Annotated in this window: 27 protein-coding genes; 14 read left to right on the top strand and 13 right to left on the bottom strand. The window is 70.0% G+C overall.

The genetic code is table 11. The features are described 5' to 3' along the window. Positions 1 to 1101, top strand: coding sequence for a transcription termination/antitermination protein NusG (gene nusG / locus J0P97_RS15840; protein ID WP_215485749.1), 1101 nt, complete (start codon positions 1 to 3; stop codon positions 1099 to 1101). 71 nt (positions 1102 to 1172) lie between these two features. Here the strand turns inward: nusG and J0P97_RS00130 are convergent, their stop codons facing one another. The 3 genes from J0P97_RS00130 to J0P97_RS00120 form a co-directional block, all read right to left on the bottom strand. Further along, entirely contained in the window at positions 1173 to 1526 is a 354-nt protein-coding gene (locus tag J0P97_RS00130) for a VOC family protein (RefSeq protein WP_215485748.1), read from the bottom strand. A 105-nt stretch (positions 1527 to 1631) separates the two neighbouring features. Further along, positions 1632 to 2468, bottom strand: coding sequence for a MerR family transcriptional regulator (locus J0P97_RS00125; RefSeq protein ID WP_215485747.1), 837 nt, complete (start codon positions 2466 to 2468; stop codon positions 1632 to 1634). Positions 2469 to 2498: 30 nt separating this feature from the next. Beyond that, positions 2499 to 2897 (bottom strand): VOC family protein, encoded by a 399-nt coding sequence (locus J0P97_RS00120; RefSeq protein WP_215485746.1) that lies wholly within the window; start codon positions 2895 to 2897, stop codon positions 2499 to 2501. Positions 2898 to 2969: 72 nt separating this feature from the next. On the opposite strand from J0P97_RS00120, the gene J0P97_RS00115 reads away from it, so the two are divergent. The 4 genes from J0P97_RS00115 to rplA all read left to right on the top strand — a co-directional run bounded on the left by J0P97_RS00115 (position 2970) and on the right by rplA (position 5241). Beyond that, on the top strand, positions 2970 to 3428 hold the full coding sequence (locus tag J0P97_RS00115; RefSeq protein WP_215486087.1) for a helix-turn-helix transcriptional regulator: 459 nt from the start codon (positions 2970 to 2972) through the stop codon (positions 3426 to 3428). A 10-nt stretch (positions 3429 to 3438) separates the two neighbouring features. Beyond that, positions 3439 to 3945 (top strand): helix-turn-helix transcriptional regulator, encoded by a 507-nt coding sequence (locus J0P97_RS00110; protein WP_308163284.1) that lies wholly within the window; start codon positions 3439 to 3441, stop codon positions 3943 to 3945. A gap of 161 nt (positions 3946 to 4106) precedes the next feature. After that, positions 4107 to 4538 carry a 50S ribosomal protein L11 gene (gene rplK / locus J0P97_RS00105; protein WP_215485744.1) on the top strand — a complete coding sequence of 144 codons (432 nt, stop codon included), beginning with the start codon at positions 4107 to 4109 and terminating at the stop codon, positions 4536 to 4538. Positions 4539 to 4551: 13 nt separating this feature from the next. Next, on the top strand, positions 4552 to 5241 hold the full coding sequence (rplA, locus tag J0P97_RS00100; RefSeq protein ID WP_215485743.1) for a 50S ribosomal protein L1: 690 nt from the start codon (positions 4552 to 4554) through the stop codon (positions 5239 to 5241). 66 nt (positions 5242 to 5307) lie between these two features. Here the strand turns inward: rplA and J0P97_RS00095 are convergent, their stop codons facing one another. Together J0P97_RS00095 and J0P97_RS00090 are read right to left on the bottom strand one after the other, a co-directional pair. After that, positions 5308 to 5583 carry an acylphosphatase gene (locus tag J0P97_RS00095; RefSeq protein ID WP_215485742.1) on the bottom strand — a complete coding sequence of 92 codons (276 nt, stop codon included), beginning with the start codon at positions 5581 to 5583 and terminating at the stop codon, positions 5308 to 5310. 46 nt (positions 5584 to 5629) lie between these two features. Further along, complete coding sequence (locus tag J0P97_RS00090; protein WP_215485741.1) at positions 5630 to 6295, bottom strand: LysE/ArgO family amino acid transporter; 666 nt, start codon at positions 6293 to 6295, stop codon at positions 5630 to 5632. Between the two features lie 69 nt (positions 6296 to 6364). Between J0P97_RS00090 and J0P97_RS00085 the strand changes: the two genes are divergently transcribed. Beyond that, a complete protein-coding gene (locus J0P97_RS00085; RefSeq protein WP_215485737.1) occupies positions 6365 to 7249 on the top strand; it encodes a LysR family transcriptional regulator ArgP in 885 nt (294 codons plus the stop codon). Positions 7250 to 7298: 49 nt separating this feature from the next. Here the strand turns inward: J0P97_RS00085 and J0P97_RS00080 are convergent, their stop codons facing one another. The 5 genes from J0P97_RS00080 to J0P97_RS00060 form a co-directional block, all read right to left on the bottom strand. Then, entirely contained in the window at positions 7299 to 8330 is a 1032-nt protein-coding gene (locus tag J0P97_RS00080) for an NADP-dependent oxidoreductase (protein WP_215485735.1), read from the bottom strand. A gap of 129 nt (positions 8331 to 8459) precedes the next feature. Then, on the bottom strand, positions 8460 to 8942 hold the full coding sequence (locus J0P97_RS00075) for a MarR family winged helix-turn-helix transcriptional regulator (RefSeq protein WP_215485733.1): 483 nt from the start codon (positions 8940 to 8942) through the stop codon (positions 8460 to 8462). Continuing rightward, the gene (locus J0P97_RS00070) at positions 8926 to 10662 is read right to left on the bottom strand and encodes an MDR family MFS transporter (protein WP_246539367.1); all 1737 of its coding nucleotides are present in this window, start codon (positions 10660 to 10662) and stop codon (positions 8926 to 8928) included. Before J0P97_RS00070 ends, J0P97_RS00075 begins: the two co-directional genes overlap by 17 nt. Before the next feature lie 127 nt (positions 10663 to 10789). Next, on the bottom strand, positions 10790 to 11473 hold the full coding sequence (locus tag J0P97_RS00065; protein WP_215485731.1) for a YqaJ viral recombinase family protein: 684 nt from the start codon (positions 11471 to 11473) through the stop codon (positions 10790 to 10792). A 66-nt stretch (positions 11474 to 11539) separates the two neighbouring features. Continuing rightward, positions 11540 to 12208 carry a hypothetical protein gene (locus tag J0P97_RS00060; protein WP_215485729.1) on the bottom strand — a complete coding sequence of 223 codons (669 nt, stop codon included), beginning with the start codon at positions 12206 to 12208 and terminating at the stop codon, positions 11540 to 11542. A 374-nt stretch (positions 12209 to 12582) separates the two neighbouring features. Here J0P97_RS00060 and rplJ point away from each other — a divergent pair, with 374 nt between their 5' ends. Both rplJ and rplL read left to right on the top strand, forming a co-directional pair. After that, a complete protein-coding gene (gene rplJ / locus J0P97_RS00055) occupies positions 12583 to 13071 on the top strand; it encodes a 50S ribosomal protein L10 (protein ID WP_215485727.1) in 489 nt (162 codons plus the stop codon). A gap of 49 nt (positions 13072 to 13120) precedes the next feature. After that, positions 13121 to 13504, top strand: coding sequence for a 50S ribosomal protein L7/L12 (rplL, locus tag J0P97_RS00050; protein WP_215485726.1), 384 nt, complete (start codon positions 13121 to 13123; stop codon positions 13502 to 13504). A gap of 60 nt (positions 13505 to 13564) precedes the next feature. Here the strand turns inward: rplL and J0P97_RS00045 are convergent, their stop codons facing one another. Next, positions 13565 to 14584 (bottom strand): LacI family DNA-binding transcriptional regulator, encoded by a 1020-nt coding sequence (locus J0P97_RS00045; RefSeq protein WP_215485724.1) that lies wholly within the window; start codon positions 14582 to 14584, stop codon positions 13565 to 13567. Between the two features lie 228 nt (positions 14585 to 14812). Between J0P97_RS00045 and J0P97_RS00040 the strand changes: the two genes are divergently transcribed. The 4 genes from J0P97_RS00040 to J0P97_RS00025 all read left to right on the top strand — a co-directional run bounded on the left by J0P97_RS00040 (position 14813) and on the right by J0P97_RS00025 (position 21550). Continuing rightward, positions 14813 to 16147: an ABC transporter substrate-binding protein gene (locus J0P97_RS00040; RefSeq protein ID WP_215485722.1), complete on the top strand. Its 1335-nt coding sequence runs from the start codon at positions 14813 to 14815 to the stop codon at positions 16145 to 16147. Between the two features lie 132 nt (positions 16148 to 16279). Further along, positions 16280 to 17626, top strand: a complete 1347-nt coding sequence (locus J0P97_RS00035; protein WP_215485720.1) for a carbohydrate ABC transporter permease — start codon at positions 16280 to 16282, stop codon at positions 17624 to 17626. Beyond that, positions 17623 to 18600: a carbohydrate ABC transporter permease gene (locus J0P97_RS00030; RefSeq protein WP_215485718.1), complete on the top strand. Its 978-nt coding sequence runs from the start codon at positions 17623 to 17625 to the stop codon at positions 18598 to 18600. Before J0P97_RS00035 ends, J0P97_RS00030 begins: the two co-directional genes overlap by 4 nt. Before the next feature lie 100 nt (positions 18601 to 18700). Continuing rightward, positions 18701 to 21550, top strand: coding sequence for an HAD-IC family P-type ATPase (locus J0P97_RS00025; RefSeq protein ID WP_215485715.1), 2850 nt, complete (start codon positions 18701 to 18703; stop codon positions 21548 to 21550). Between the two features lie 33 nt (positions 21551 to 21583). Here J0P97_RS00025 and J0P97_RS00020 read toward each other — a convergent pair whose 3' ends face one another. Both J0P97_RS00020 and J0P97_RS00015 read right to left on the bottom strand, forming a co-directional pair. Beyond that, a complete protein-coding gene (locus tag J0P97_RS00020; RefSeq protein ID WP_215485713.1) occupies positions 21584 to 22282 on the bottom strand; it encodes a DUF305 domain-containing protein in 699 nt (232 codons plus the stop codon). Next, positions 22279 to 23001: a thioredoxin-like domain-containing protein gene (locus J0P97_RS00015; protein ID WP_215485711.1), complete on the bottom strand. Its 723-nt coding sequence runs from the start codon at positions 22999 to 23001 to the stop codon at positions 22279 to 22281. Before J0P97_RS00015 ends, J0P97_RS00020 begins: the two co-directional genes overlap by 4 nt. A 92-nt stretch (positions 23002 to 23093) precedes the next feature. On the opposite strand from J0P97_RS00015, the gene J0P97_RS00010 reads away from it, so the two are divergent. Both J0P97_RS00010 and J0P97_RS00005 read left to right on the top strand, forming a co-directional pair. Then, positions 23094 to 24497 (top strand): multidrug effflux MFS transporter, encoded by a 1404-nt coding sequence (locus J0P97_RS00010; RefSeq protein ID WP_215485710.1) that lies wholly within the window; start codon positions 23094 to 23096, stop codon positions 24495 to 24497. Positions 24498 to 24592: 95 nt separating this feature from the next. Further along, a complete protein-coding gene (locus J0P97_RS00005) occupies positions 24593 to 25231 on the top strand; it encodes a phosphatase PAP2 family protein (protein ID WP_215485708.1) in 639 nt (212 codons plus the stop codon). Positions 25232 to 25398 lie beyond the last annotated feature (167 nt).

Raw genomic sequence — 25398 nt, 5'->3', positions numbered from 1 at the left:
GTGCCTGAGAAGTACACCGACGACGCCGACTGGGCGACGGCCGCAGAGCAGTCCAGCGAGGACGACGAGGCCCAGGAGGGCAACATCCTCGCGGCCGAGGAGCGCTCCTCCGCCCCGGCGGAGCATCTCGCCGTCCACGTCGTCGACGACGACGATGACGCCGACACCGGCGAGGACGAGGACATCGACATCGACGACCCGGAGGCGGACGCCATCGTGAACGACGCACTGGAGATCGACGAGGCTGCCGAGGCCGAGGCCGCCGCCGAGGTCCTCAACGACTCGATCGCCGAGGAGGAGGCCGAGGCCGCCGCCGCGGCAGCCGACGAGGTCTCGCCCTACGACGGCCCCGACGTGAACGGTGAGCCCGACGCGCCCGCCCTCGACGAGGACTTCGTCGCCGAGGTGACCGGTGCCGCCGACGTCGTGGACGACGTCGAGTCGGAGCAGAGCGCCGAGATCGATGAGGATGCCGAGCCCGAGGACCCGTATGAGGCGTTCCGCGCCGAGCTGCGCGCGCTCCCCGGCAAGTGGTTCGTCATCCACTCCTACGCCGGCTTCGAGCGCAAGGTGAAGGCGAACATCGAGCAGCGCAAGAACACGCTCGAGGTCGAAGAGGACATCTACCAGGTCGAGGTCCCCATGGAGGACGTCGTCGAGATCAAGAACGGTCAGCGCAAGATGGTCACGCGCGTCCGGATCCCCGGCTACGTGCTCGTGCGCATGGAGCTGAACGAGGACACCTGGTCGGTCGTGCGCCACACCCCGGGTGTCACCGGCTTCGTGGGCAACGCCCACAACCCGACGCCGCTGCGCTTCGAAGAGGCCTTCAACATGCTGAAGTCGCTCGTCCAGGTCGCGGAGGTCGCTCCGGCCAAGGGGTCCGCGAAGGGCTCTGCGACGCAGGCCCGCTCGGTCATCACCGAGGTGGACTTCGAGGTCGGCGAGACCATCACGATCAAGGAGGGCTCGTTCGCCGGGCTCCCCGGCACGATCAGCGAGATCGACGCCCAGCGCGGCAAGCTCACCGTGCTCGTGTCGCTCTTCGAGCGCGAGACTCCGGTCGAGCTGTCCTTCGACCAGGTCACCAAGCAGATCTGATCGTGTTCTGAGAAGAGGGGAGCGGATGCCTCGGCATCCGCTCCCCTCTTCCGTTCTGGGCGCTCGCGCGGTCAGGCCTGCGCCTTGCGCTGCCAGAGACCGAAGCGGTTGCCGAGCGGATCCCGCAGGTGCGTGAACAGGATCGTCCCGTTGTCGACGAGCGGAAAGACGGTGTCGGCGCCGTTCGCGGTGGCCTGCGCCAGCTTCGCGTGGATGTCTTCGACCTCCACATAGAAGATCGCCCACGTCTCGCCGCCCGCGGAGGTCGAGTCCCACAGGCCGCCCCCGTTGCCGGCACCGTCGATCATCCGGTAGTCGCCCGGTGCGTCCGGCCCGAAGCGCCACCCGAACGTCTCACCGTAGAAGGCCCGGGCAGCCGTGGGGTCTGACGTGCCGATCTCGAAGTAGTTGACCTGGTCGGTCATGGTCGGAGTCCTCTCACTCAGCGTCCGTCGACCGGGCGGTCGACGTCTCCGAGCCTGCGGTCTGCCACAGTGTGAGAGTCAAGCGGGTGAGATCGTGCGGCCGGATCACCCCGCGATGGGCACATTGACCTCGGTCACCCAGGTCGAAGGATCCGGGTCGCGCCCCGGCCCGTACGCGTAGACGTTGAAGATCGGCCCCGTGCGGGTGCGCCGCTGCGCGGACAGCCAGGCTCCGGCGGCGGCCGTCGCGTCGCCGATGGTCTCGAAGCCGCCCCGGTGAGTGACGGTGGCGACGCGCTGCGCGGGGAGGTCCACGACCTCGAAGCCGCCTCGCGGCACGGCGCCCCCGCGGTACTCGCGCCAGATGGCCATCTCCACGTCGGCGTCGCGGTATTCGTCGTCGAAGTAGGTGGCGCCGACCACGTCGCCGAACACCGCCGGATCATCCGCGGACAGGGTGGCGTACGGACCCTGGAAGTCGGCCCACAGCGAGCCTTCGGCCGGGTAGTCCGCGACGGTGCGGCGGAGGTACAGCACTCGCAGTGCGGGGAAGACGCGCTCGGTGACCTCGGGGCCCCGGGTGCGCAGCTCGAGCGCGTCGAGGAGGTGCGTCGCGAGGTCCCGCTGGTCGGCGACCCGCCGCGCCTGCTCCGCGAGGTCGTCGAGATGGTCCTGCAGGCGGGAGCGGAGCGCATCCGGGTGCGCGAACAGCGGCAGCAGCTCCGCGATGGCGGGGATGCCGCAGCCGGCGTCGCGGAGCATCCGCACGCGCGCCGCTTCGCTCAGCTGGACGGGGGAGTAGCGCCGGTAGCCGCTCTGGTCGTCGCGCTCGACGGGGACGAGCACGCCCCGTTCGGCGTAATGACGCAGCATCCGCACGCTCAGACCCGAGTAGCGCGAGAAGTCGCCGATGCTCATGAGCGCTGCGGTGCCGCCGTCCATGGCGCTCAGTCTGGCATGTGCTCCCGTCACTCAGCCGTCGTGCTGCGCTGCCCAGTGCGGGCTCTGGATGAGACCGACGAGGTTGCCGAACGGGTCGGTGACGGATGACGACCACCATCCCTCGCCGCGCGGCGTGATCGGGTCGAACTCGGCGGCGCCGAGGGCGGTCAGCCGTCGCATCTCGTCGTGGATGTCGTCGACGTGCACGCTCACGAGAGCGCCGCCGGGCCGGTCGAGCACGGGGCGGAAGCGGGCATCCATCAGGGCGAATTCGTCCTCGTCGTCGCCGAACCGCCACTCCGCGTACTGCGGCGGCCCCTCCTCGGGCCGGACGAAGGAGGGCGGGGAGGCGAACACGGTCGTGTACCAGCCGATCGCGGCCGGCATGTCGGCGGCGACGAGGTTGAGGTTGGCGAGGCCACGGAACATGGGTTTCTCCTTCGTTCGGAAGACGTTGCTTCTTCTATGCTGAAGCGCGAAGTGATCATCTTCTGATCACTTCTGAGAAAAGATGACACCATCCGTGCTGACCGGCTGATCCAAGCGCTGCTCTTCCTGCAGGGACGGGCGAGGATCACTGCCGCGGAATTGGCGGCGGAGCTCGAGGTCTCGGTCCCGACCGCACGACGGGACCTCGAGGCGCTCGCGATGGCGGGGGTGCCCATCTACCCGACGCGCGGTCGCGGGGGCGGGTGGCGCCTCATCGGCGGCGCGCGGACCGACCTCACGGGGCTCACCGAAGGGGAGGCCATTGCTCTGTTCGTCGGGCTGAGCCAGGGCGGTGCGGGCGCAGGCGAGCACGCCGCCGCCGTGCGCAAGCTCATGCGGGCCGTCCCCGCCACCTTCCGCGAGAGGGCCGGGCGGGTCGCTGCCGCGACGGTGCTCGACGCCGCGTGGGGGGGAGCCCGACGACACGGGGGAGCGGCCCGTCGTCTCCCAGGTGCAGCGCGCCATCGCTGACCGTCGGCTCGTGCGCGTCGCGTACGAGGGCGCCGCGAGGTCGGGGCCGTCGGTGCTCCTGCCGCTCGTGGTCGGCAGCCGCGGTGCCCGCTGGTACCTGCTGGCGGCTCCCGCGCGGAACGGCACGGCGGACCTCGACGGCATCCGCACCTACCGCGTCGACCGGATCATCGCTCTCGACGTCCTCGAGGAGCACGGCGCTCCGCCCGACGGCTTCGACGGGCCCGCGCTGTGGCGGCGGATGGTCGAGGAGGTCGAAGGGCTCCGGGGCGAGGCGCGCGCGCTGGTCCGCGTGGAGCCGTGGGCCCTCCGCGCGCTCCGTGACCGCTTCGGTCGTCAGGGGCGCCCCGTCGACGGGCGTCCGCACGTCGTCGAGGTGCGTGCGCAGAGCGTGCCCGCCCTCGCCGAGCAGCTCGCCGGGTGGGCGGATGCCATCGAGGTGCTCGAGCCCACCGAGGTCCGTCGCGCCCTGCGCGAGCTCGGTGAGCGCATCGTCCGGCGGCACCGGGACCCGTGACGGCCGGGGCGGCCATCGCGGGAGCGACTCACAGGAAGATCGGCTAGACTCATGAGGTTTGTGCGACGCTTCGGCGTGCGCGCGGACCACCACGGGCCGGAGATGCCGGCGTCGTGGGAGAAGCGGATGCCTCGGCATCCGATTCGATGAAAGGAAAGAGAATGGCACCGAAGAAGAAGGTGACCGGCCTGATCAAGCTTCAGATCAACGCCGGTGCCGCCAACCCGGCGCCGCCGATCGGGCCCGCGCTCGGTCAGCATGGCGTCAACATCATGGAGTTCTGCAAGGCGTACAACGCCGCGACCGAGTCGCAGCGCGGCAACGTCATCCCCGTGGAGATCACCGTCTACGAGGACCGCAGCTTCACGTTCATCCTGAAGACCCCGCCCGCGGCGGAGCTCATCAAGAAGGCCGCCGGCGTCGCGAAGGGTTCCAAGACCCCGCACACGGTCAAGGTCGCGAAGCTCACCAAGGAGCAGGTCCGTCAGATCGCTGAGGCGAAGATGCCCGACCTGAACGCGAATGACATCGAGGCCGCCTCGCTGATCATCGCCGGCACCGCTCGTTCCATGGGCATCACGGTCGAGAGCTGAGGGGATAACGCACATGGCTAAGTCCAAGGTTTACGAAGCGAACGCGGCGAAGATCGACCGCGACAAGTTCTACACGGCGACCGAGGCGGTGAACCTCGCGAAGGAGACCGGCTCGAAGAAGTTCGACTCCACCGTCGAGGTCGCCCTCAAGCTCGCCGTCGACCCGCGCAAGGCGGACCAGATGGTCCGTGGCACGGTCATCCTGCCCCACGGCACGGGCAAGACCGCCCGCGTCATCGTGTTCGCGACGGGTCCGGCCGCTGAGGCCGCCATCGCCGCGGGCGCCGACGAGGTCGGCGGCGCCGAGCTCATCGAGAAGGTCGCCGCAGGCTGGACCGCGTTCGACGCGGCCGTCTCGACGCCCGAGCTCATGGGCCAGGTCGGTCGCCTCGGCAAGGTCCTCGGTCCCCGTGGCCTCATGCCGAACCCCAAGACCGGCACCGTGACCCCCAACACGGCCAAGGCCGTCGAGGAGATCAAGGGCGGCAAGATCGAGTTCCGCGTCGACAAGCACGCCAACGTGCACTTCGTCGTCGGCAAGGCGTCGTTCTCGGCCGAGCAGCTGGACGAGAACTTCCAGGCCGCGCTCGAGGAGATCGTGCGCCTGAAGCCGTCGAGCTCCAAGGGCCGCTACATCCAGAAGGGCGCCGTGTCGACCACGTTCGGCCCCGGCATCCCGCTGGACGTCAACACCCTCGCCTGATCCAGGCATCCAGAACGGCCCTCGCCTCGGCGGGGGTCGTTCTGCGTCTCCCGGCGTCCTCGAGGCTCAGCCGTCGCGACGGATCTCGAACCCCGTCCCGCCCGCTGGCGGGATGTCGCGGACATCGACCGCGGTCACACGTCCGCCGCGCGGCCCGGCGGCCGCCCAGTCGAGGACGGCCTGCACCGCGGCATCCTCGCCTTCGATCTCGGCCTCGACCCGCCCGTCGCGGAGGTTCCGCACCCACCCGCTGACGCCGTTGCTCCCCGCGACGTGCTGCATCGTATATCGGTAGCCCACGCCCTGGACCTCGCCCTCTGCCCGCATGTGAACGCGTCTCATCGCTCCATCCTGGCGCGCCGGCGTGCGGAGGGGGAGGGATGCCGCGTCAGCGCGGCCAGAGAAGGCTCACCGCGAGGGCGAGCATGACGACGGCGATGATGCCGTCGAGCACGCGCCACGCGCGCGGCGCCCTGAGCCACCGGCTGAGATAGCGCGCCCCGAGCGCGAGCGAGAAGAACCAGGCGAACGAGGCGACGATCGCCCCGGCAGCGAAGACCCACCGTCCCTCGCCGTGGGCGTTGGCGACGGATCCGAGGAGGAACACGGTGTCGAGGTAGACGTGCGGGTTCAGCCAGGTGAGCGCCAGGCAGGTGAGCAGGACGGGAGCCAGACGCGCCGACGCACGGGTGGCCGTCGTCACCGTCGCGCGCGCCGCGGCGCGGTCGGGGCCGCGGCGGCCGACGCCGTCGTCGAACGCCAGCGCCGCTCCCGTGGGCCAGAGGGCGCGCCGTGCCGCCAGGACCGCGTAGACGCTGAGGAACGCCGCGCCCGCCCAGCGCACGACCTCGATGAGCCACGGCACGGCCGCGAGCACCGCTCCCAAGCCCGACACACCGAGGGCGATCAGCGCGGCATCCGACAGCGCGCACACCAGCGCGACGGCGCCCGCATGCTCCCGTCGCACGCCCTGGCGCAGCACGAAGAGGTTCTGTGCGCCGATGGCGACGATGAGGGAGAGGCCGAGGCCGAGGCCCGCGAGGAAGTGCGACACACCCCGACGCTAGAGCGGTGGCCTGCTACAGTCCAGTTCAGGATTGTGCAGCCGGTGAAGGAGAGCTTCATGATGCGGATCTCGCCGGTGGGTGCCGAGACGCTCCTGTCCGTTCTCGACGCCGGGAGCATGGAGGCTGCGGCACGCGACCTGCACATCTCGCCGTCCGCGGTCAGCCAACGGCTGCGCGCGCTCGAGGAGGAGGTCGGCCGCGTGCTGCTCGTGCGGTCCAAGCCCCTGCAGCCGACTCCCGCCGCCGCTCCGCTCGTCCGGTACGCGCGCCAGCTCCGGCTTCTCGAACAGGGCGTCGCGCGCGAGCTCGGCGACGATCCGGCGCGACTGCGCATCCCTCTCGCGGTCAACGCCGACTCGCTCGCGACCTGGTTCCTCGCTCCCTTGGCGCGACTGGCCGAGCGGCGCCGCGCGGTGTTCGACCTGCATCGCGACGATCAGGACTTCACCGCACGACTGCTGGAGGAGGGCACGGTGATGGCCGCCGTCACCTCTCGGGCCGAGCCGATCGCGGGATGCCGCGTCCGCGCGCTCGGCGTGCTGCGGTACGAGGCGGTCGCGACGCCCCGCTTCGTCGCGACGCACTTCCCCGACGGCGTGACGGCGGATGCTCTCGCGCACGCACCCGTCATCGACTTCGACGCGCGAGACGATCTGCAGACGCGGTGGCTCCTGGCATCGGGAGCCGACCCGGCAGCGCCGCCGCGCCATCGCATCCCCGCCTCGCACGACTTCGCCTCCGCGACCCTGCGGGGGATGGGGTGGTCGCTGCTGCCGACACTGCAGACGGCGGGGCTCGCAGAGGGAGCCCTCCTCCCGCTCGGCGGCTCGGCGATCGACGTCCCGCTCTTCTGGCAGCAGTGGAGCCTGCGCTCGGCGCTCCTGGATGCGGTGGCCGACGAGGTGGTGGCCGAGGCGCGCCGGGTGCTGATCGCGCCGTGACGTCCGGCGCGCGCCGGGGAACCCGGCGGGCGAGACGTGGGACCGCCGCTCAGGCGTCGGCGACGCTCAGGACGATCTTGCCGCGCGTGTGCCCCTTCTCGATCTCGCGGTGGGCCTCCGCCGCGTCCGGCAGCGGGAAGACGTGGTCGACGTACACCTGGATGGCTCCGGAGTCGAGAAGTCGCGCAAGGGTGGAGAGGACGCCCCCGTCGGGGATCACCTTGTAGGAGGTCGACCGGACCCCCGCGGCGGTCGCGGCCTCGGCATACCCCGGCCACGAGCCCGTCGGAACCAGGACGTGGAGTCCGCCGCGCCGGAGCGTGCCGAGGGATCGCGATCCCGTGTCGTCGTGGACATTGCCGACGAGGTCGATGACGACATCGACTTCGCCGACCACGTCGTCGAAGCGGGAGGTGAGGCGGTCCACGACGACGGATGCTCCGAGGTCGCGGAGCCATCCGAGATTCGCGCCCGAACCGGTCGCGGTGACGTGGGCGCCGAAGTAGGACGCCAGTTGCACGGCGAAGTGGCCGACGCCACCCGATCCGGCGTGGATGAGGATCCGCTGGCCCTCATGCGCGTGCGCGGTCTCGACGACCAGCCCCCACGCGGTGAGCGCCGCGAGGGGCACCCCCGCCGCCTCGACGTGCGAAAGCGACGTCGGCTTGCGCGCGACCGACAAGGTCGGGGCGACGACGTACTCGGCGTAGCTGCCTCCGGAACGGGGAAAGGCGGCCATCCCGAAAACCTCGGTGCCCACCGGGAAGGGGTGCGACTCATACGGCGAGACCACGACGACCCCGCTGAAGTCGAAGCCGAGCGTCGAGGGGAACCGGCCGATTGCGCCGGCGATCCCGCCTCCGGCGCGTGTCTTCGCGTCGATCGGGTTCACTCCCGCCGCGACCACGCGCACGAGCACCTCGCTGAGGACCGGGCTGGGCGTCGGGATCACCGCCGCGCGGAGCGCATCCGGACCGCCGACGGCGTCGAAGACGATGGCACGCATCTCATCCGGGATCGGTGCCGTCTCCCCTCCTGCGGAATCAGAGAGGGGGGAGAGGCGCAGCGGCCGGAACTTCATGGACGTATCCTTCCGCGTGTCGACGTCGCCAGCAGAGTGCCTGGGGTGACACCCAGTCAACCGCGGATATGTCTCAGACGTGTTACGCGGGTGCTACCGGACCGAGAAGGTCGCCGTCCCCGCTCGTGGTCAGGGCAGGGAGCTGGTCGTCAGCGCGTGCAGCAGACGGGTGAGGTTCCGGATGTCGTCGATCGGCCAGCCGTGCAGCGCCTTCACGAGAGTGTCCTCCTGCGGAGCGCGGGCCGCCGCGAGACGCTCCAGCCCGAGCTCCGTCGGGGAGAGGATGCTGGCCCGTCCGTCCTCGGGGTCCGGGTCGCGCCGGATGAGCCCGAGCTGCTCGAGCTTGCGGACCGTCCGGCTGAGCTGGCCCTTGTCGACCACGAGGTGCTCCGCGAGCGCCGACTGAGCGATGCATGCACGGTGGACGATCGTCGTGAAGACCTTGTATGCCCCCGGCAGCATGCCCGGGCTCACGCGCTGGGCGTTCTCCATCAGGTGGCGCCGCATGCGTGCGATGAGTTCGCCGAACTCGCCCTCCAGGGCCCGCACCGCATCGGTGCGGGCCTGGAACTCGTCCGTGGCCGTCGAGTCGGCCTCAGCGGGCGTTCGCATCGCCGCCCCGCCGCTCGGCGCCATCCACCACGCGGACCGAACCGGTCGCCGTGAGCGTGGCCATCGCCTCGGGGACCGACACGGTCGCCAGGTCGGCCTCGCTCGCCTGCAGGCGCTCCGCGGTCGTCATCGTGGTGAGCGACTTGTTCGGCAGGAACACGATCGCGAGGAGCGAGATCACGGCGAACGGAACGGCGATGAGGAACGAGTGCGAGATGCCGTTCGCGTAGATGTCCTCGAACACGATGCGCAGGGCCTCGGGCATCTCCGACACCTTCGGCAGCGCGCCGGACTGGAGCTGCTCTCCCCAGTACGGCGCCTTGTCGCCGAGGCTCATGAGCGCGGTCGCGATGTCGTCCTTGCGGTCGGCCACGAGGTCGATGACGCGAGCGGCGAGGGCCGCCCCCATCACCGAGACGCCGATGGTGCCGCCCAGGCTGCGGAAGAAGGTGACGCCCGAGCTGGCGACGCCGATCTCCTCGGGGCGGGTCGTGTTCTGCACGACGAGAACGAGGTTCTGCATCGTCATGCCGACGCCGGCTCCGAGCAGGAACATGTAGATCGAGACGAGGAGGAAGTTCGTGTCGTAGTGGATCGTCGACAGCAGCGACGAGCCTGCGATCAGCAGGACCGATCCGACGATCAGGTAGGGCTTCCAGCGACCGTACTTCGTCACCAGTGCTCCGACGCCGATGGATGCCACGAGAAGCCCCCCGATCATCGGGATCGTCATGAGGCCGGCCTCGGTGGGCGTCGCGCCGCGTGCGAGCTGCATGTACTGGCTGAGGAAGACCGAGGCGCCGAACATGGCGATGCCGGTCGCGATCGACGCGATCACCGAGAGGGTGAAGGTGCGATTGCGGAACAGAGTCAGGGGGATCAGCGGCTCCTTCGAGCGCAGCTCGACGATGATGAACAGCACGGCCGCGAGGATCGCGCCCCCGACCATGAGCACGGAGTTCAGGCTCCACCAGTCGTTGTTGGCGAGATCCGACCAGTCGCCCTGGGTGGCTGTTCCGGCGTTGGTGACCCAGATCAGCAGCATCGAGACGGCGACCGACAGCAGAACGATGCCGATGTAGTCGATCGAGGTCTTCTTCTTGGGCCGTACCGGGACGTGCAGGGTCGCCTGGACGAGGATCAGCGCGAGCACGGCGAAGGGGACGGCGACGAAGAAGTTCCAGCGCCAGCCCCAGGCGTCGGTGATGACGCCGCCGAGCAGGGGCCCGCCGATGGTGGCGACGGCCATGACGGCGCCGAACAGGCCCATGTAGCGGCCGCGTTCACGCGGGCTGATGATGTCGGCCATGAGCACCTGGCTGAGGGCGGCGAGGCCGCCGGCGCCCAGACCCTGCACCGCGCGGAACGCGATCAGCATCTCGGGGCTCGTCGAGAAGCCCGCGGCCGCCGTCGCGAGCACGAAGATGACGATCGCCAGCTGGAAGAGCACCTTGCGATTGGTCAGGTCGGCGAGCTTCCCCCAGATCGGCGTGGAGATCGCGGTCGTGAGGAGGGTGGCGGTGACGACCCAGGTGAACGCCGTCTGGTTGCCGTCGAGGTCGTGGATGATGACGGGCAGCGACGTCGAGACGACGGTGGATGCGAGCATCGACACGAACATGCCGAGCAGGAGCCCGGAGAGGGCTTCGAGCACCTGGCGGTGGGTCATGCGCGGCTTCGACTCGGCCTCGGAGGAGGCGGGAGGAGGCGTGGAGGACATGCGGATTCCTTCGGAGGGTGGAGCGGAGAGGTGAGGCGACGGTGCCGAGCGGCAATGGTTGAGCGACGTCAACCGTTGAGACGGATCAACTATACGCCGATGGTTGATCGTCGTCAACCAATCCCGATCAGTCGGCGAGGGCGAGCGCGCGGAAGGGCTCCCGGGGGCCCGCGGGGGGCACGTCGGGATTCACGGCGCGACGTGCCATGGTGCGGCGGTAGAGCTCGTCGATGAGCTCGGTCGCAAGGCGCACGAGCTGTCCGATCTCCCGCTCATCCCGCTCGACCCACGCGCAGCGCGGTTCGTCTCCGACGGGCACGAAGCCGTCGTGCTCCTCCCAGACGACCAGCGTGCGCTCGGCGCCGAGCACGTGCTGCTGCCACCACACCTGACGCAGATAGGTCCGGGGGATCGAGCGCCACGTCTTGTTGGTCGTCTTGATCTCTGCGAGCGTGACGCGCCCCTCGGCATCCACGGTGATGCCGTCGGGCGTGGCGAGGTGCCGCCTCTCGACGACGGCGTGGAAGAGGGCCGACGAAGGGTGGATGCCGTGCGTCGCCGCCACCCAGGCGGCGATCTCGGGCTCGCGGCGTCGCCCGTGATCGGTGTAGGCGTTCCCGGAGAAGCCGCGCCCCGCGCCGAGTTTCGCGTCGGCCGCCCGCGCGATCGAGGTGTGGCTCGTGAGCTGGGCGACATCGGTGGCGGTGATCCCGCGCGAGCGGGCCCGCATCCAGCCGACGCGATCACGGGAGTCCGCCACGATCCGGGCGGCGAGATCAGGCGCGATGCGCGCGAAGGCCTCCGGACTCATGACATCGAGGCTAACCCGGCCGACCGACGCCGCTGCCCCCCGACACCCCGCCCGGGTGGATCGGGGTCACCGCCGGGCGTCGGGCGCGGCCTGCGGGACGCGCCCGAGAGCGCCGCTCTGGATCCGCTGGACCCCGCCGAACTGCCCTGCGCACACCGACGCGAACAGGATCGTCAGCGTCAGACCGGCGGTCACTCCGGCGGCGGACGGGGCGACGGCGATCGCGTAGTACACCGCAGACGCGGCGAATACGGTGCCGAGCCCGGCGAGCGCCGAACCGACGAGGCGCAGGACCAGGTCGGACGAGGAGCTGAGGAAGCGCGCGGCGAGCCAGTCTCCCGTCGTGGAGGATCCGGGTGCCTCGCGGAACGCCTGGGCTGCCCAGGATCCGGCGGCGCGGGCCAGGCGCCGCCCCGAGCGGTGCAGCGCGAGGAGGAGCCAGAGCGACGGCACGAGGGGAACGGCGGCGATGACGAGCACGAGGACGGCGATCAATCCGTCGCCGAGCGGGTCGTGTCCGTTCGTGAGCACCTCGACCATGTGCGCCAGCAGGCCGCAGCCGATCGCCGCGCCGAATGTCCCGAGCAGGCCGAGCCCCCAGCGCGAGACGCGGCCGTAGTCGGCCCGCGTCCGGGCTGCCGCCGCATCCGCCTGCGCGGCGGTCGCATCGTGGGTCGCGCCCTCCTCGGCGGCGACGATGTCGGGGAGGGTGTCGGGCAGGATCATCCGGAACATGCGTCAGTCCTGGGGTCGGTGCGGCCGGGCGAGCGCCGAGGCGAGGTCGTCACCGGACATCGGCGCCGCGATGATCGTCCTCGCTTCCCTCATCGTAGGGTCTTTCGGACGCCGGCCCGATTTGGCGGACACCGCAGCGTCACGTAGACTTCGAGGAGCCAAAGACCGCTGGTCTCGGTGTGCGCGTGAGCGGATGCCGACGAAGCTCTGCACACGCAGGGGCCCGCGCAGGTGTCACAGAACTCCCGGGAAACCGGATCCGAAGCTCCGTGCGCTTGCGCCGGAGCTTTTTCGCGTTGACAGGGGTGGACCGACCCGGACGGAGGCGGCGCCCCGGCATCCTGGGGCGTCTCGTACACATCCAAGGAGTGACCATGGCGCAGAAGGACGCATCGGTTGCCGAGCTCACGAAGAACTTCGAGGACTCGAACGCCGTACTGCTGACCGAGTACCGCGGTCTGACGGTTGCCCAGCTGAAGCAGCTGCGCAACGACATCCGTCAGGACGCGTCGTACGCCGTGGTGAAGAACACGCTGACCAAGATCGCCGCGAACAACGCGGGGATCACGGCGCTGGACGAGGACCTCAAGGGCCCCTCGGCCGTCGCATTCGTCCACGGCGACTTCGTCGCCACGGCGAAGGCCCTTCGTGACTTCGCCAAGGCCAACCCGCTTCTGGTGATCAAGGGCGGCATCTTCGAGGGCAACGCCCTGAGTGCCGACGAGGTCAACAAGTACGCCTCGCTCGAGAGCCGTGAGGTTCTGCTGGCGAAGGCTGCGGGCATGATGAAGGCGACGATGGGCAAGGCTGCCGCCACCATCGACGCGCTTCGCGAAAAGCTGGAGAACGCCGAAGCCGCGTAAGCGGTGGCGATCTCTTCACCACACACCCCATCTATCTAGGAGATACATCATGGCTAAGCTCACCACTGAGGAGCTGCTCGAGCAGTTCGCCGGCCTCACCCTCGTCGAGCTCAACGACTTCGTGAAGGCGTTCGAGGAGAAGTTCGAGGTCACCGCCGCCGCCCCCGTCGCCGTGGCCGGTGCCGCCGGTGGCGCAGGCGCCGCTGAGGCCGAAGAGGAGAAGGACTCGTTCGACGTCATCCTCGAGGGCGCCGGCGAGAAGAAGATCCAGGTCATCAAGGTCGTCCGCGAGCTCACCTCGCTCGGCCTCGGCGAGGCCAAGGCCGTCGTCGACGGTGCTCCCAAGGCCGTGCTCGAGGGCGCGAACAAGGAGACCGCCGAGAAGGCGAAGGCTGCCCTCGAGGAGGCCGGCGCTTCGGTCACCCTGAAGTAATCGGCTCTCTTCGGAGAACTGCAGTGAAGACCCCCGGGCATGCCCGGGGGTCTTCCGCGTTCAGAGGCTCGAGCTCTGCTCGCGTCGCGGCGCGGTGGAGCTGCGGACGATCAGGCGCGCCGGCATCCGGAGCTCGGTGCGCTCGCGGGCCGGCTCGGCGATCTCGGACAGGAGGACGTCCACCGCGCTGCGCCCCTGTTCCCGCGGCACCTGCTGCAGGGTGGTCAGGGCGAACATCTCGGCGAACTCGTGGTCGTCGATGCCGACCACGCTGAGGTCCGCCGGTACCTGGATGCCGAGGCGTCGCGCCGCGATGATCGCTCCGATCGCGACCTCGTCGCACACGCCGACGATCGCGGTCGGCCGGTCTCGCGCGTCGCTGAGCAGGTCCGCCGCTGCGGCGTAGCCGCCGGGGAGGGTGACCTCCGAGTGCACATGGCGGACGAACGCGGACAGCCCCGCCTCCTCCATCGCGCGCTGATACCCGGCGAGCCGCTGCTGGTCGACGTGCGCCCAGTGCGACGCCGGCGCGCCCCCGACGAAGACGATCTCGCGGTGGCCGAGGGCGAGGAGGTGCTCCGTCGCGCGGCACGCCGCGTAGTCGTCGTCCACGGCCACGACGCTCGTGAGGTCGCTCGAGCCCACGACGCTCACGATCGGCCGGTCGATGCGTGTGAGCAGTTCGAGCTCGCGGTCGACGGGCTCGAGTCCGACCGCGATGAGCCCATCGAAGCGCTTGCGCGCGAGGAAGTCGTCGAAGATGCGCGCCCGACCCGCCGAGCCCGGCTTCGCGTCGTACAGGGTGAGGTCGAGGCCCTGCTCGAGGAGAGCCTGCTGAATGCCCTCGAGCACCTCGGCGAAGAACCACCGGTTGACGTAGGGCATGACGACGCCGATGTTCTGGGTGCGGCCCGTCGCGAGACCGACCGCGCCGGCGGACGGGACATAGCCGAGCTCTTCCGCCGCGCGCCGGACGCGACCCTGGGTCGTCGAGGACACGTACCCGACACCGCTCAGTGCGCGGCTGGCCGTGGCCTTCGAGACGCCCGCACGGGCCGCGACGTCGGCGATGCCTGCCATCGGCGCTCCTCCTCGAGGCGTACGAGCGGGGGTGTCTCGGAACCGATGTGGAACCGGTTGCTGACAGTATCACCTGTTCTTCGGCGCGCTGCTGCGGGTGTTATCGGGTTGTGATCTTCCGGTCCTTGAATGCCGCGGGGGCCTCCAGTACTTTGGCCTGGAACCGGTTCCTTATGCGGACCGGTGTGCATCAGGAATGATCCGGAGCACTCAATGAGGAGGAATCACATGGGGATGTCACGGCGGCGCTGGATTGCGCCACTGGCCATCATGGGCGTGGCGGGACTGGCACTGGCCGGCTGCGCGGAAGGCGGCGGCAGCACGGGCGGGGGTGACGCGAGCGGCGACGCCGGAGGCACGGTCCGCATCGCGGGCGGAATCACGGGCTCCGAGGCGGACGCCCTGCAGAAGGTCTTCGACGACTGGGGCAAGGACAGCGGGATCACCGTGCAGTACACCGGTGACAAGAGCTTCGAGGCGAACATCGTCACCAAGGTCACCGGTGGCGACGCACCCGACATCGCGATCGTCCCGCAGCCCGGTCTCCTGAAGACGCTCGTCGGCACCGGCGACGTCAAGGCGGCGCCGAAGGGCGTCGAGGACAACGTGGATGCCAACTGGTCGCCCGACTGGAAGAAGTACGGCACGTTCGACGACACGTTCTACTCCGCACCGATGCTCGCGAACATCAAGGGCTACGTCTGGTACTCGCCGGCGAAGTTCAAGGAGTGGGGCGTCGAGGTCCCGAAGACGTGGGACGAGCTGCTCGCCCTCACCAAGACCATCCAGGAGAAGACCGGCTCGGCGCCCTGGTGCGCGGGCTTCGAGTCCGGCGGCGCATCGGGCTGGCCCGGCACCGACTGGGTCGAGGACCTCGTCCTGCGTCAGTCCGGCCCCGAGGTCTACGACCAGTGGGTCGCCAACGACGTGAAGTTCACCGATCAGCCGATCGCGGACGCGTTCAGCGCGGTGGGCGACATCCTGCTCAACCCGTCGTACGTCAACGCCGGCTTCGGTGATGTCAAGAGCATCAACAGCACCGCCTTCGGCGACGTCGCGGCCAAGGTCGCGGACGGCTCGTGCCCGATGACCCACCAGGCATCGTTCCTCACCGCGAACTTCCTCACGGTGAAGACCGCGGCGGGGGAGACCCCCAAGGTGGCCCCGGACGGTGACGTCTACGCCTTCGTGCTCCCGGGCTACAAGGAGGGTGCAGCGACCATCGAGGTCGGCGGCGAGTTCGTCGCGGGCTTCTCCGACAGCGAAGCCACCCAGAAGGTCCTGGAGTTCATGTCCAGCCCCGAGTTCGCCGACGCGCGCGTCAGCGAGGGCGGTGCCATCTCCGCGAACCTGAAGGCCGACCCGAACAAGGCCTCCAGCGAGTTCCTCGTCGATGCGATGAAGCTCCTGCAGGACCCGAACACCACGGTGCGTTTCGACGCCTCGGACCTGATGCCCGCCACGGTCGGCTCCGGGTCGTTCTGGAAGGGCATGGTCGACTGGGTGGACGGCAAGGACCAGGCGACGGTCCTGAGCGACATCCAGGCCGGCTACAACAACTGATCGCACCGACCGCGTGAGATCGCGGGTGGGATGCCGGGCTCCGGCATCCCACCCGCGACATCCGCTCCCTCTTCACCGCACGTTCTCGTCACCACCCGTTCCGCGTCCGCCGACGAACACGGAGGCTCATCGATGTCCGCACCCACCACCGCGCCCGCGCGCACCCTGACGGACGGCCCGACGCCTCCACCGGGTCCGCGACGTGCCTTCTCCTCGCGTACGACGACGCTCATCGCCGTCGGCGCCCTCGTCGTGATCCTCGCGCTGGTCGTCCTGCTGCTGCTGAGCGCACCCGTCGACGACCCGGCCAAGATCGTCATCCCCGGGGTCTCCCTCACGGCGTTCTTCCAGTGGATCGGCGTCATGGGGCCGATCGTGCAGATCCCGATCATCCTCGTCGTCTTCGGGGCGGTCATCGGGGTGCTGCTGCTCCTCATCGAGTACGCGCCCCGCGCGGGACGCGGGTACTTCTGGCTGCGGCTCATCGCGTGCTTCGCGATCCCGGTCATCGCGCTCATGCTCCTGCGCCCGTACCAGAACGCGTTCATCTACGTCCTGGGCATCGCGGTCGTCGCCGGCGGCGCGCTGTTCCTCCTCGACTACCGCTCCCGCCAAGGCGCGGGCTACCTGTTCCAGCTGGTGCTGTTCGCCGCGCCGGCCGCGGTGCTCCTGCTCATCGGCCTCATCTACCCGTTCATCGCGACGTTCTTCCAGTCGTTTTTCGACAAGACCGGCGACAACTTCGTCGGGTTCGAGAACTACGTATGGGTCTTCACCCAGCCCGAGGGCACCTGGTCCGTCATCAACACGGTGATCTGGGTGCTCGTCTGCCCCACGATCGCGACGGTCGTCGGACTCGCCTACGCCGTCTTCATCGACCGGGCGGCGGGGGAGAAGTTCCTGAAGGTGCTCATCTTCATGCCCTTCGCGATCTCGTTCGTCGGCGCGGGCATCATCTGGAAGTTCATGTACGACTACCGCCAGGGCAACCAGCTGGGTCTGCTCAACGCGATCGTCTCCGCCTTCGGCGGCGACCCGGTGGCCTGGCTGAGCGTCACGCCGCTCGTCAACAGCCTCCTGCTCATGGTGGTCTTCATCTGGAGCCAGACGGGCCTTGCGATGGTCATCCTCTCGGCGGCGATCAAGGCGGTCCCGGCGGAGCAGAACGAGGCCGCCGAGCTCGACGGCGCGAACGCGTGGGAGAGGTTCCGCAACGTCACGGTCCCCGGCATCCGCTCGTCGCTCGTCGTCGTGGTGACCACCATCGCCATCGCCTCGCTGAAGATCTACGACATCGTCGCGGTCATGACCGGCGGGCGGGCGAACACCTCGGTCCTCGCGTTCGAGATGGTCAACCAGCAGCAGCGGTTCCAGAGCTACGGGCACGCGGCGGCCCTCGCGGTGGTGCTCTTCATCTTCGTCACGCCGCTGATCGTCTTCAACATCATCCAGATCCGGAAGCAGAGGGAGATCCGATGAGCACGGGCGTCGACATCATCGAGCCGGTCGCGGACACCCGCACGGCAACCCAGGTCGCACGCGCGACGCGCAAGCACGAGGCGATGGCACGCAAGCGCCTCACCTCCAAGGGGGCGACGATCGCGGCCCTCGTGATCGCGATCTTCTGGACGATCCCCACGCTGGGTCTGTTCGTCACGTCGTTCCGGCCGGGATCGGACGTGCAGAGCACGGGCTGGTGGACGGTCTTCGTCGACCCGTCGTTCACGCTGGAGAACTACCAGAAGGCGCTCACCTCGGGTGGCACCGCGCTCACGCTCGGCCAGTCGTTCCTCAACTCGCTCGCGATCACGATCCCCGTCGTGTTCTTCGCGCTCGCGATCGCCTCGCTCCTGGCGTACGCGTTCGCGTGGATCGACTTCAAGGGCCGCAACCTGGCATTCATCGCGGTGTTCGCCCTGCAGATCGTGCCGCTGCAGATGGCGCTCGTGCCCCTGCTCAGCCTGTTCTCGCGGGGAATGAGCGTGGGGGATGTCACCATCTTCCCGGCGCTCGACCTCCGCGGCCTCGAGCACAGCTTCGCCACCGTCTGGATCGCGCACACGATCTTCGCGCTGCCCCTCGCGGTGTTCCTGCTGCACAACTTCATCGCGGAGATCCCGAGCGAGGTCATCGAGGCGGCGCGCGTGGACGGCGCCGGCCACGGACAGATCTTCTTCCGCATGATCCTGCCGCTGGCCGCACCCGCCCTCGCCTCCTTCGCGGTGCTCGAGTTCATCTGGGTGTGGAACGACCTGCTCGTGGCGACGATCTTCGCCCCGTCGTCCTCGCTGCCGATCACCCAATCGCTCAACTCGCTGTCGGGCACGTGGGGCGACCAGTGGTTCCTGCAGGCCGCGGGAACGTTCATCTCGATCCTGGTCCCGCTCATCGTCTTCTTCGCCCTGCAGCGCTTCTTCGTGCGGGGTCTGCTCGCCGGAGCGACGAAGGGCTGAACGAGGCTCCACCACCGGACACGGCCCGCCACGGGGGAATCCCCGCGGCGGGCCGTGTCCACCCGTGTGCGGGGCGTGCGCCGGGGCCTAGGGTGGCCTCATGATCAGCCCTCGCGACCCGGCACCCGCAGAAGCGGTGGACGTCGACCCCTCCGTGGGACTCACCGCCGACGAGGTCGCGCAACGCGTCGCCGCGGGGGAGACGAACGCCTACCAGCCCGACTCGAGTCGGAGCGCGGGCAGCATCATCCGCGCCAACGTGTTCACGCTCTTCAACGGGATCGTCTTCGCCTGCTTCGGCATCCTCTTCGCCCTCGGGCGCTGGCAGGACGCCCTCTTCGGCTTCGCCGCGATCGGGAACGCTGTCATCGGGTCGGTGCAGGAGTTCCGCGCGAAGGCGGCGCTGGATCGACTGGCCCTGCTGAACGCCGCCAGCGCGCGGGTGCGGCGGGGCGGCGCGGAGAGCGAGATCCCGCCCGACCAGGTGGTGCGCGGGGACATCCTGGTCCTGCGTGCCGGCGATCAGCTCCCCGCCGATGCCCGGGTCCTCACGGAGCGGGGGCTCCAGATCGATGAGTCGATGCTCACCGGTGAGGCGGACCCCATCGACAAGCACGAGGGCGACGACGCCCTCTCCGGGTCGATCGTGGTCGGCGGAGAGGGGGCGGCGGTGGTCGTGCGCGTCGGGGCCGACTCCTACGCGAACACCTTCGCCGACGAGGCGAAGCGGTTCTCGCTCGTGGGGTCGGAGCTGCGCGACTCGATCAACCGCGTCCTCACCTGGGTCGGCTGGTCGATCGGTCCCGTGGGGCTGCTCGTCCTCAACGCGCAGATGCAGGCCGCGGGCGGCTGGGAGCGCGCCTGGGACACGGGCACGTGGGTGCAGGCCGTCGTCAACACGATCGCCTCGGTCACGGCGATGATCCCCCTCGGGCTCGTCCTCATGACCTCGATCACCTTCGCCGTGGGTGCCGCACGCCTGGCCCGGCGGCAGGTGCTCGTCAACGAGCTGCCGGCCGTGGAGGGGCTCGCCCGTGTGGACGTCATCTGTCTGGACAAGACCGGCACCCTGACCGAGGGCGAGATCACGTACGGCGACGTGACGGTGCTGCGCGAGACGCCGCGGTGGCGCGAGACGCTCGGCTGGTACGGCACGGCGCCGGATGCCAATGCCACAGCCCGGACGCTGCGCGATCCGTTCGGCACCGAGGCCCCGCTCGACGCGGCGGAGACGATCGGGTTCTCCTCCGCCCGCAAGTGGAGCGCCGTGTCGTTCCGCGGCGCTGAGGGCACGTGGGTGCTCGGGGCGCCCGAGATGGTCTTCGGCGCGGCGGCGACCGATGCGGCCGACCCTCTCGGCTCGGTCGTCATGGAGCGCGCGGCGTCCGGGAGCCGCACGCTCGTTCTCGGGTTCGCCCCGGCCTCCCTGAGCGCGGCGGACGCCGAGGCGGAGCGCCTTCCGGACGCCCCCGTCGCCGTCGCCGTGCTGACCTTCCGCGAGAAGGTGCGCGAGGATGCCGCGCAGACGCTCGCGTACTTCCGCGAGCAGGGGGTCGGCATCCGGGTGATCTCCGGCGACAACCCGCGGACGGTGGCCGCCATCGCCCGCGAGGTGGGATTGGACGCCCCCGAGGGCGTCGACGCCCGCACCCTGCCGGAGGACGATGCGGCGCTCGCCGCCGTCATGGAGGAGAACCTCGTCTTCGGCCGGGTCACCCCCGACCAGAAGAAGCGGATGGTCATCGCCCTGCAGTCGCTCGGCCACACCGTCGCGATGACCGGGGACGGCGTCAACGACGCGCTCGCGATCAAGACGGCCGATATGGGCATCGCGATGAACTCGGGATCGCCTGCGACCAAGGCGGTGGCGCGGATCGTGCTGCTCGACGGCAAGTTCTCGCACCTGCCCGACGTCGTCGCCGAGGGGCGGCAGGTCATCGCGAACATCGAGCGGGTCTCGATGCTGTTCCTCACCAAGACCGTCTATGCGACGCTCCTCGCCGTGCTCTTCGGCGTGCTGGTGCTCGAATTCCCCTTCCTCCCCCGACAGCTCTCGATCACCGACGGCCTGACGATCGGCATCCCGGCGTTCTTCCTGGCCCTCATGCCGAACGCGCAGCGCTACATCCCCGGGTTCCTCCGGCGCTCGCTGAGCTTCGCGATCCCCGCCGGCATCGTCGTGGCACTCACGCTCACCTTCTACACGCTCTCGATCCGGGGCGACGTCGACGTCGACGCGCTGCGGACGGGGGCGACGATCATCCTCGCGGTGATCGGCATCTGGATTCTCGGCGTGCTGAGCCGGCCGCTGAACCGCTACAAGGGCGCCGTGGTGGGGGCGATGTTCATCGCCCTGGTCGTCATCTTCAGCATCCCGCCGGCGCGGACGTTCTTCGAGCTGGTCGATCCGGGGCAGGATGCGGCGACCCTCGTCGCGGCATGCGGGCTCATCGCGATCATCCTGATCGAGGTCATCCGGGCGTTCCAGAAGCGCTACGTCGCACGATCCGTCGCGGCGGGGGGCGCGCACGCGATCGCGGCGCATCCGACGGTTCCCGTGCGCCGCCCCGTGCCCGTGGGCATCGCGGTCGTGCTCGTCTATCTGGGCGGTCTGGCGAGCGCGCTGTTCGGCCTGCTCTTCCTCCTCAGCCGGTACGACGTGACGAGCACGGAGGTCGTGCCCGTGACCCTCATCGGGTCGGGCATCATGCTGTTCGGGATGCTGTCGGTCGCCGCCGCCTCCGGACTCGGGCGCGGCAGCGGACTCTCGCGCGTGTTCGTGACCACCCTGGCGGCGATCCTCATGGCGCTGCAGCTGTGGAGCCTCGTCGAGGCGCACGAGTTCAGCGGGTGGTCCCTCGCGCAGATCGCGCTGCACGCCGCGGTCATCACCGCGCTGTGGCTGCCCGCGGGTCGGGGCTTCTTCCGGCCGGTCCTCCGCGCCGGCTGAGGCTGTGCGCCCGCCGCGGTCGCGGGGGCATGGTCAGGGCGCGCAGGAGAGGGAACGCTGCAGCGAGCTCATCAGGTCGATCTCGGCGGATTGCGTGGCGACGATCCCGCTCGCGACCTCCCGGGCGCGCGGATCGGTGCCGAGCTCCAGGAGCGCCTGAGCCATCGGGATCGCGCCCTCATGATGGCGGATCATGAGGGACAGGAACCGGCAGTCCGCGTCGGCGCCGGATGCCGCGCGCAGGCTGGCGAGTTCTGCCGGACTCGCCATCCCCATGCGGGCCAGGAGCTCCGCGTCGGTCGCGCCCGAACCGTCGGCGGCCGGCGGCGTCACCGCGTGGTCGTGGCCTTTCGCCGTGCCCGTCATCCACCCCATGACCGGGCCACCGGCCTGGGGGAGTCCCCACCGCACCAGCCAGTCGTAGAACTCGCCCCGCTGCGCAGACTGCGTCGTCGCGATGTCGTACGCCAGCACGCGGATGTCCTCGTTCCGGGTGGAGCGATAGACATCCATCGCCATCTCGACCGCCTGGCCGTGGTGGACCTGCATGTCGCGCGCGAAGCCTGCCTCGGGCGAGGTGGTCCCGGGAGGTGCGGCCGCGGAGCCGGCGCCGAAGGTCGAGAAGCGGCCGACCGCGAAGGCGAGCCCGGCCACCAGGACGGCGACCAGCAGCACCGCCCACCACGGCGGCAGCGCGGAGCCGCGCGGCTCGCCCGGCGCGGAGTCGCTCACGATCCCTTGCCGGGCCCGTCGATCGCCCCGGTGCACGGGGCACCCGGCTCCGGGACGCTCTGACTGCGCCAGTACTCCTCGAAGAAGGCGGGGATCCGCGGGTCCGAGGCATCCTGCAGCTGCAGCTGGGTGTTCCAGCCGCTGAGGACGATGGGGGTGGGGAGGCCCTCGTAGGGCGAGAGGATCGCGTAGCTGGAGGGCAGGTGGGCCTTGAGCTCGTCGAGCGCGTCGCCGGCGACGAGTGCCGGATCGTAGGTCACCCAGATCGCCCCGTGCTCGAGCGAGTGGACGGCGTACTCGCCCCGCTGCGGCAGGTCGTAGACGCCGCAGTTCAGCCAGGCCTGGTTGTGCGGTCCGCCCGCGGGCGGATTCTGCGGATAGTCGACCGTGCCCTCGACGTGGCGGGTCTCATTGGTGAACGTCTGGACGCCGTCGATCTGTGCGCCGGTCCCACCCGCCTCGTAAGTCGGGCCGGACGACGGGGCGAAGACGATGGATGCCGCGACGACGCCGATGACGGCGAGGGCGGCCACGCCGCCGACGATCCACCAGGTGAGCCGGCTGCGACGGCGCTTCGCAATCTCGCGCCGGTACTCGGCGAGCTTCTCCTGCTTCTGCTGCTCGCGCTGCTGCTTCACCGTCAGGTCGATCCGCGCCTGGGTGGCCGGGTTGCCGCTCGCGCGCTTGTCGGAGGAGGGGGAGGAGGAAGTCGGGGTCATGTGCGTGATCTCGGCTCGGGAAGGCGACGCGGAAGCCGTCGCCCTCCGATCTTATGCACTCGCATGCGGCCCGGGGCTGCCGTCGGCATATCATGGGACGTCGGCCGAATCGTTTCGACGTTCCCTTGCTCCGACGGCTCCACCGCTTCCGAGCGGACCCCTCGAGAACGGACATCGTGCGCGATACCTCCCGCATCCCCCTCCCCGCAGCCTCGCCGACGGGAGCTATCCGCACCCTCGGCGCGAACCCGGCCACCGCGCCGGTCGTCCTCCACCCGGGCGACGCGATCGCCACCGGACGGCGGGTCGTCTACATCATCCTGCTCGGCGCGCTGACCGCACTCGGGCCCTTCACGATCGACCTGTATCTGCCCGCTTTCCCCGCGCTGCAGGCGGATTTCCAGACGAGCGCCGCCGCGATCCAGCTCACCCTCACCGGCACGATGGTCGGGTTCGCGCTCGGACAGCTGATCGTCGGCCCCCTCAGCGACACCGTCGGTCGCCGCATCCCGCTGCTCGCGGTGACCGCGCTGCACGTCCTCGCGAGCACGGGAGCGGCGCTCGCGCCGTCGCTCGAGCTTCTCAGCGTCGCGCGGGTGCTCATGGGGATGGGCGCGGCCGCGGGCGGTGTCGTCGCCATGGCCATCGTCCGCGACCTCTTCGGCGGGCGGCGCCTCGTCGTCATGCTGAGCCGCCTCGCGCTCGTGTCCGGCGTCGCCCCCGTGGCCGCCCCGCTGATCGGCTCGGGTCTTCTGACCGTCATGCCGTGGCGCGGGATCTTCGTCGTCCTCGCCGTCTACGGTCTCGTGATGCTGGTCTCGGCGATCGCGATCATCCCCGAGACCCTCCCGAAGGCGCGTCGGCAGGAGCGCGGCGGAGCAACCGTGCGCCAGCGCTACCGGAGCGTCCTGCGCGACCGCGTCTTCATCGGCGTCCTCATCATCGGCGGCATGACCTTCAGCGGTCTGTTCTCCTACCTCTCCGCGTCGCCGTTCCTCTTCCAGGAGGGATTCGGGTTCGACCCGCAGCAGTACGGCCTGCTGTTCGCCGTAAACTCCCTCGGCGTCGTCCTCGGCGTGCAGGTCGCCTCGCGGCTCGCGGCGCGGTTCGGCCCGCAGTGGGTCCTCGCCTTCTCCACCTCGGCGCTCCTCCTCGCGGGGGCGGCCATCGTCCTCTGCGACCAGCTCGGCCTCGGCCTCTGGGGCACGATGGTCCCGCTGTTCGTCTTCATGACCGCCTGCGGCTTCACCTTCCCGTGCGTGCAGGTGCTCGCCCTCGATCGCCACGGCAAGGCGGCGGGAACCGCGGCATCCCTCCTCGGCGCCTGCAACTTCGGTGTCGCCGGCGTGATCTCGCCGCTCGTCGGCTGGATCGCGAAGGATGCCGGGATCACGCCGACCACGATGGCTTCGGTGATGCTGGGCTGCGCCGCGATCGGCTGCCTGTCGCTGTGGTTCGTCGTCCGCCCGCGCACGGTGGAGCGACTCGCGCCCTGAGGCCTGAGGCCTGAAGCCCGCGGCGCGCGGCCCGAGGTGCGCGGGTTGAGATCCGAGGCGCGCGGCGGTGGCCTCGCGTCCGCCACAATGGGTCGATGGATGCCCCGATCGACGACAGCCTGACCACGACCGCTCTCCAGCGCATCGTGATCGGGGTTCTGCTGGCCGTGCTGGCGGTGGTCCTCGGCATCCTCGTCACGGTCGAAGCCGACATCGACATCGACGACTGGTGGAACGGCTTCGTCTCGGTCTTCGCGCCGCTGGACCCGATCGCCTTCGCGATGAACTTCCTCGGCGGCGGATGGTTCGCCACCTTCGTCGTCCCCCTCGGGGCGGCGGGGATCCTGCTGGCGCTCCGCAGGCCGTGGGGGGCCGTGTTCGTCGTGGTGGCCTCCGCGGCCAGCGCGGCCGGCGTGCAGGTTCTCAAGGCGATCTTCGGGAGGGCGCGCCCTGAGGACATGATCGTCATCTCCGACCACGGCTCCTTCCCCTCCGGTCATACGGCGAACGCCGCCACCATCGCGGTCATCGCGGTGGTGCTCGTGCCTCGCGTGTGGGTGGCCGTCGTCGGGGGAGCCTGGGTGTTCGCCATGGCGTTCAGCCGCACGCAGGTGCACGCGCACTGGTTCAGCGACACCGTCGGCGGTGCTCTCATCGGGGCGGGCGTCGCCCTCATCGTGGCGGGGGCGTTCACCGTCAGAATCGACCGTGAGCGGACGCGGCTCGATCGCTAGGCTGACGGCATGAGCGCTCTCGATGAGACCGAACTCGCCCGACTGCAGGCTGAGGCCGAGGCGGCGGAGGCCGCTCTGAAGCTGGCGCAGGCCAAGGCCGCGCTCGCCGCAGCGCAGGCGGAGGCGGCGCGCGCCGCGGCCGGAGCCGGTGGCGCCGGGGATGCCGG

This window comes from Microbacterium flavum (genome assembly GCF_018717645.1).
Lineage (GTDB): Bacteria > Actinomycetota > Actinomycetes > Actinomycetales > Microbacteriaceae > Microbacterium > Microbacterium flavum.
The sequence above is the reverse complement of the archived record's forward strand: the minus strand, read 5'-3'. Positions and strand labels throughout refer to the sequence as shown.

Coding starts and splice junctions, on each gene's coding strand:
- J0P97_RS00130 (WP_215485748.1), bottom strand. CDS start 1,526: ATGACCGACCAGGTCAACTACTTCGAGATCGGCACGTCAGACCCCACG.
- J0P97_RS00125 (WP_215485747.1), bottom strand. CDS start 2,468: ATGGACGGCGGCACCGCAGCGCTCATGAGCATCGGCGACTTCTCGCGC.
- J0P97_RS00120 (WP_215485746.1), bottom strand. CDS start 2,897: ATGTTCCGTGGCCTCGCCAACCTCAACCTCGTCGCCGCCGACATGCCG.
- rplK (WP_215485744.1), top strand. CDS start 4,107: ATGGCACCGAAGAAGAAGGTGACCGGCCTGATCAAGCTTCAGATCAAC.
- rplA (WP_215485743.1), top strand. CDS start 4,552: ATGGCTAAGTCCAAGGTTTACGAAGCGAACGCGGCGAAGATCGACCGC.
- J0P97_RS00095 (WP_215485742.1), bottom strand. CDS start 5,583: ATGAGACGCGTTCACATGCGGGCAGAGGGCGAGGTCCAGGGCGTGGGC.
- J0P97_RS00085 (WP_215485737.1), top strand. CDS start 6,365: ATGATGCGGATCTCGCCGGTGGGTGCCGAGACGCTCCTGTCCGTTCTC.
- J0P97_RS00080 (WP_215485735.1), bottom strand. CDS start 8,330: ATGAAGTTCCGGCCGCTGCGCCTCTCCCCCCTCTCTGATTCCGCAGGA.
- J0P97_RS00075 (WP_215485733.1), bottom strand. CDS start 8,942: ATGCGAACGCCCGCTGAGGCCGACTCGACGGCCACGGACGAGTTCCAG.
- J0P97_RS00070 (WP_246539367.1), bottom strand. CDS start 10,662: ATGTCCTCCACGCCTCCTCCCGCCTCCTCCGAGGCCGAGTCGAAGCCG.
- J0P97_RS00065 (WP_215485731.1), bottom strand. CDS start 11,473: ATGAGTCCGGAGGCCTTCGCGCGCATCGCGCCTGATCTCGCCGCCCGG.
- J0P97_RS00060 (WP_215485729.1), bottom strand. CDS start 12,208: ATGTTCCGGATGATCCTGCCCGACACCCTCCCCGACATCGTCGCCGCC.
- rplJ (WP_215485727.1), top strand. CDS start 12,583: ATGGCGCAGAAGGACGCATCGGTTGCCGAGCTCACGAAGAACTTCGAG.
- rplL (WP_215485726.1), top strand. CDS start 13,121: ATGGCTAAGCTCACCACTGAGGAGCTGCTCGAGCAGTTCGCCGGCCTC.
- J0P97_RS00045 (WP_215485724.1), bottom strand. CDS start 14,584: ATGGCAGGCATCGCCGACGTCGCGGCCCGTGCGGGCGTCTCGAAGGCC.
- J0P97_RS00040 (WP_215485722.1), top strand. CDS start 14,813: ATGGGGATGTCACGGCGGCGCTGGATTGCGCCACTGGCCATCATGGGC.
- J0P97_RS00035 (WP_215485720.1), top strand. CDS start 16,280: ATGTCCGCACCCACCACCGCGCCCGCGCGCACCCTGACGGACGGCCCG.
- J0P97_RS00030 (WP_215485718.1), top strand. CDS start 17,623: ATGAGCACGGGCGTCGACATCATCGAGCCGGTCGCGGACACCCGCACG.
- J0P97_RS00025 (WP_215485715.1), top strand. CDS start 18,701: ATGATCAGCCCTCGCGACCCGGCACCCGCAGAAGCGGTGGACGTCGAC.
- J0P97_RS00015 (WP_215485711.1), bottom strand. CDS start 23,001: ATGACCCCGACTTCCTCCTCCCCCTCCTCCGACAAGCGCGCGAGCGGC.
- J0P97_RS00010 (WP_215485710.1), top strand. CDS start 23,094: ATGGGACGTCGGCCGAATCGTTTCGACGTTCCCTTGCTCCGACGGCTC.
- J0P97_RS00005 (WP_215485708.1), top strand. CDS start 24,593: ATGGATGCCCCGATCGACGACAGCCTGACCACGACCGCTCTCCAGCGC.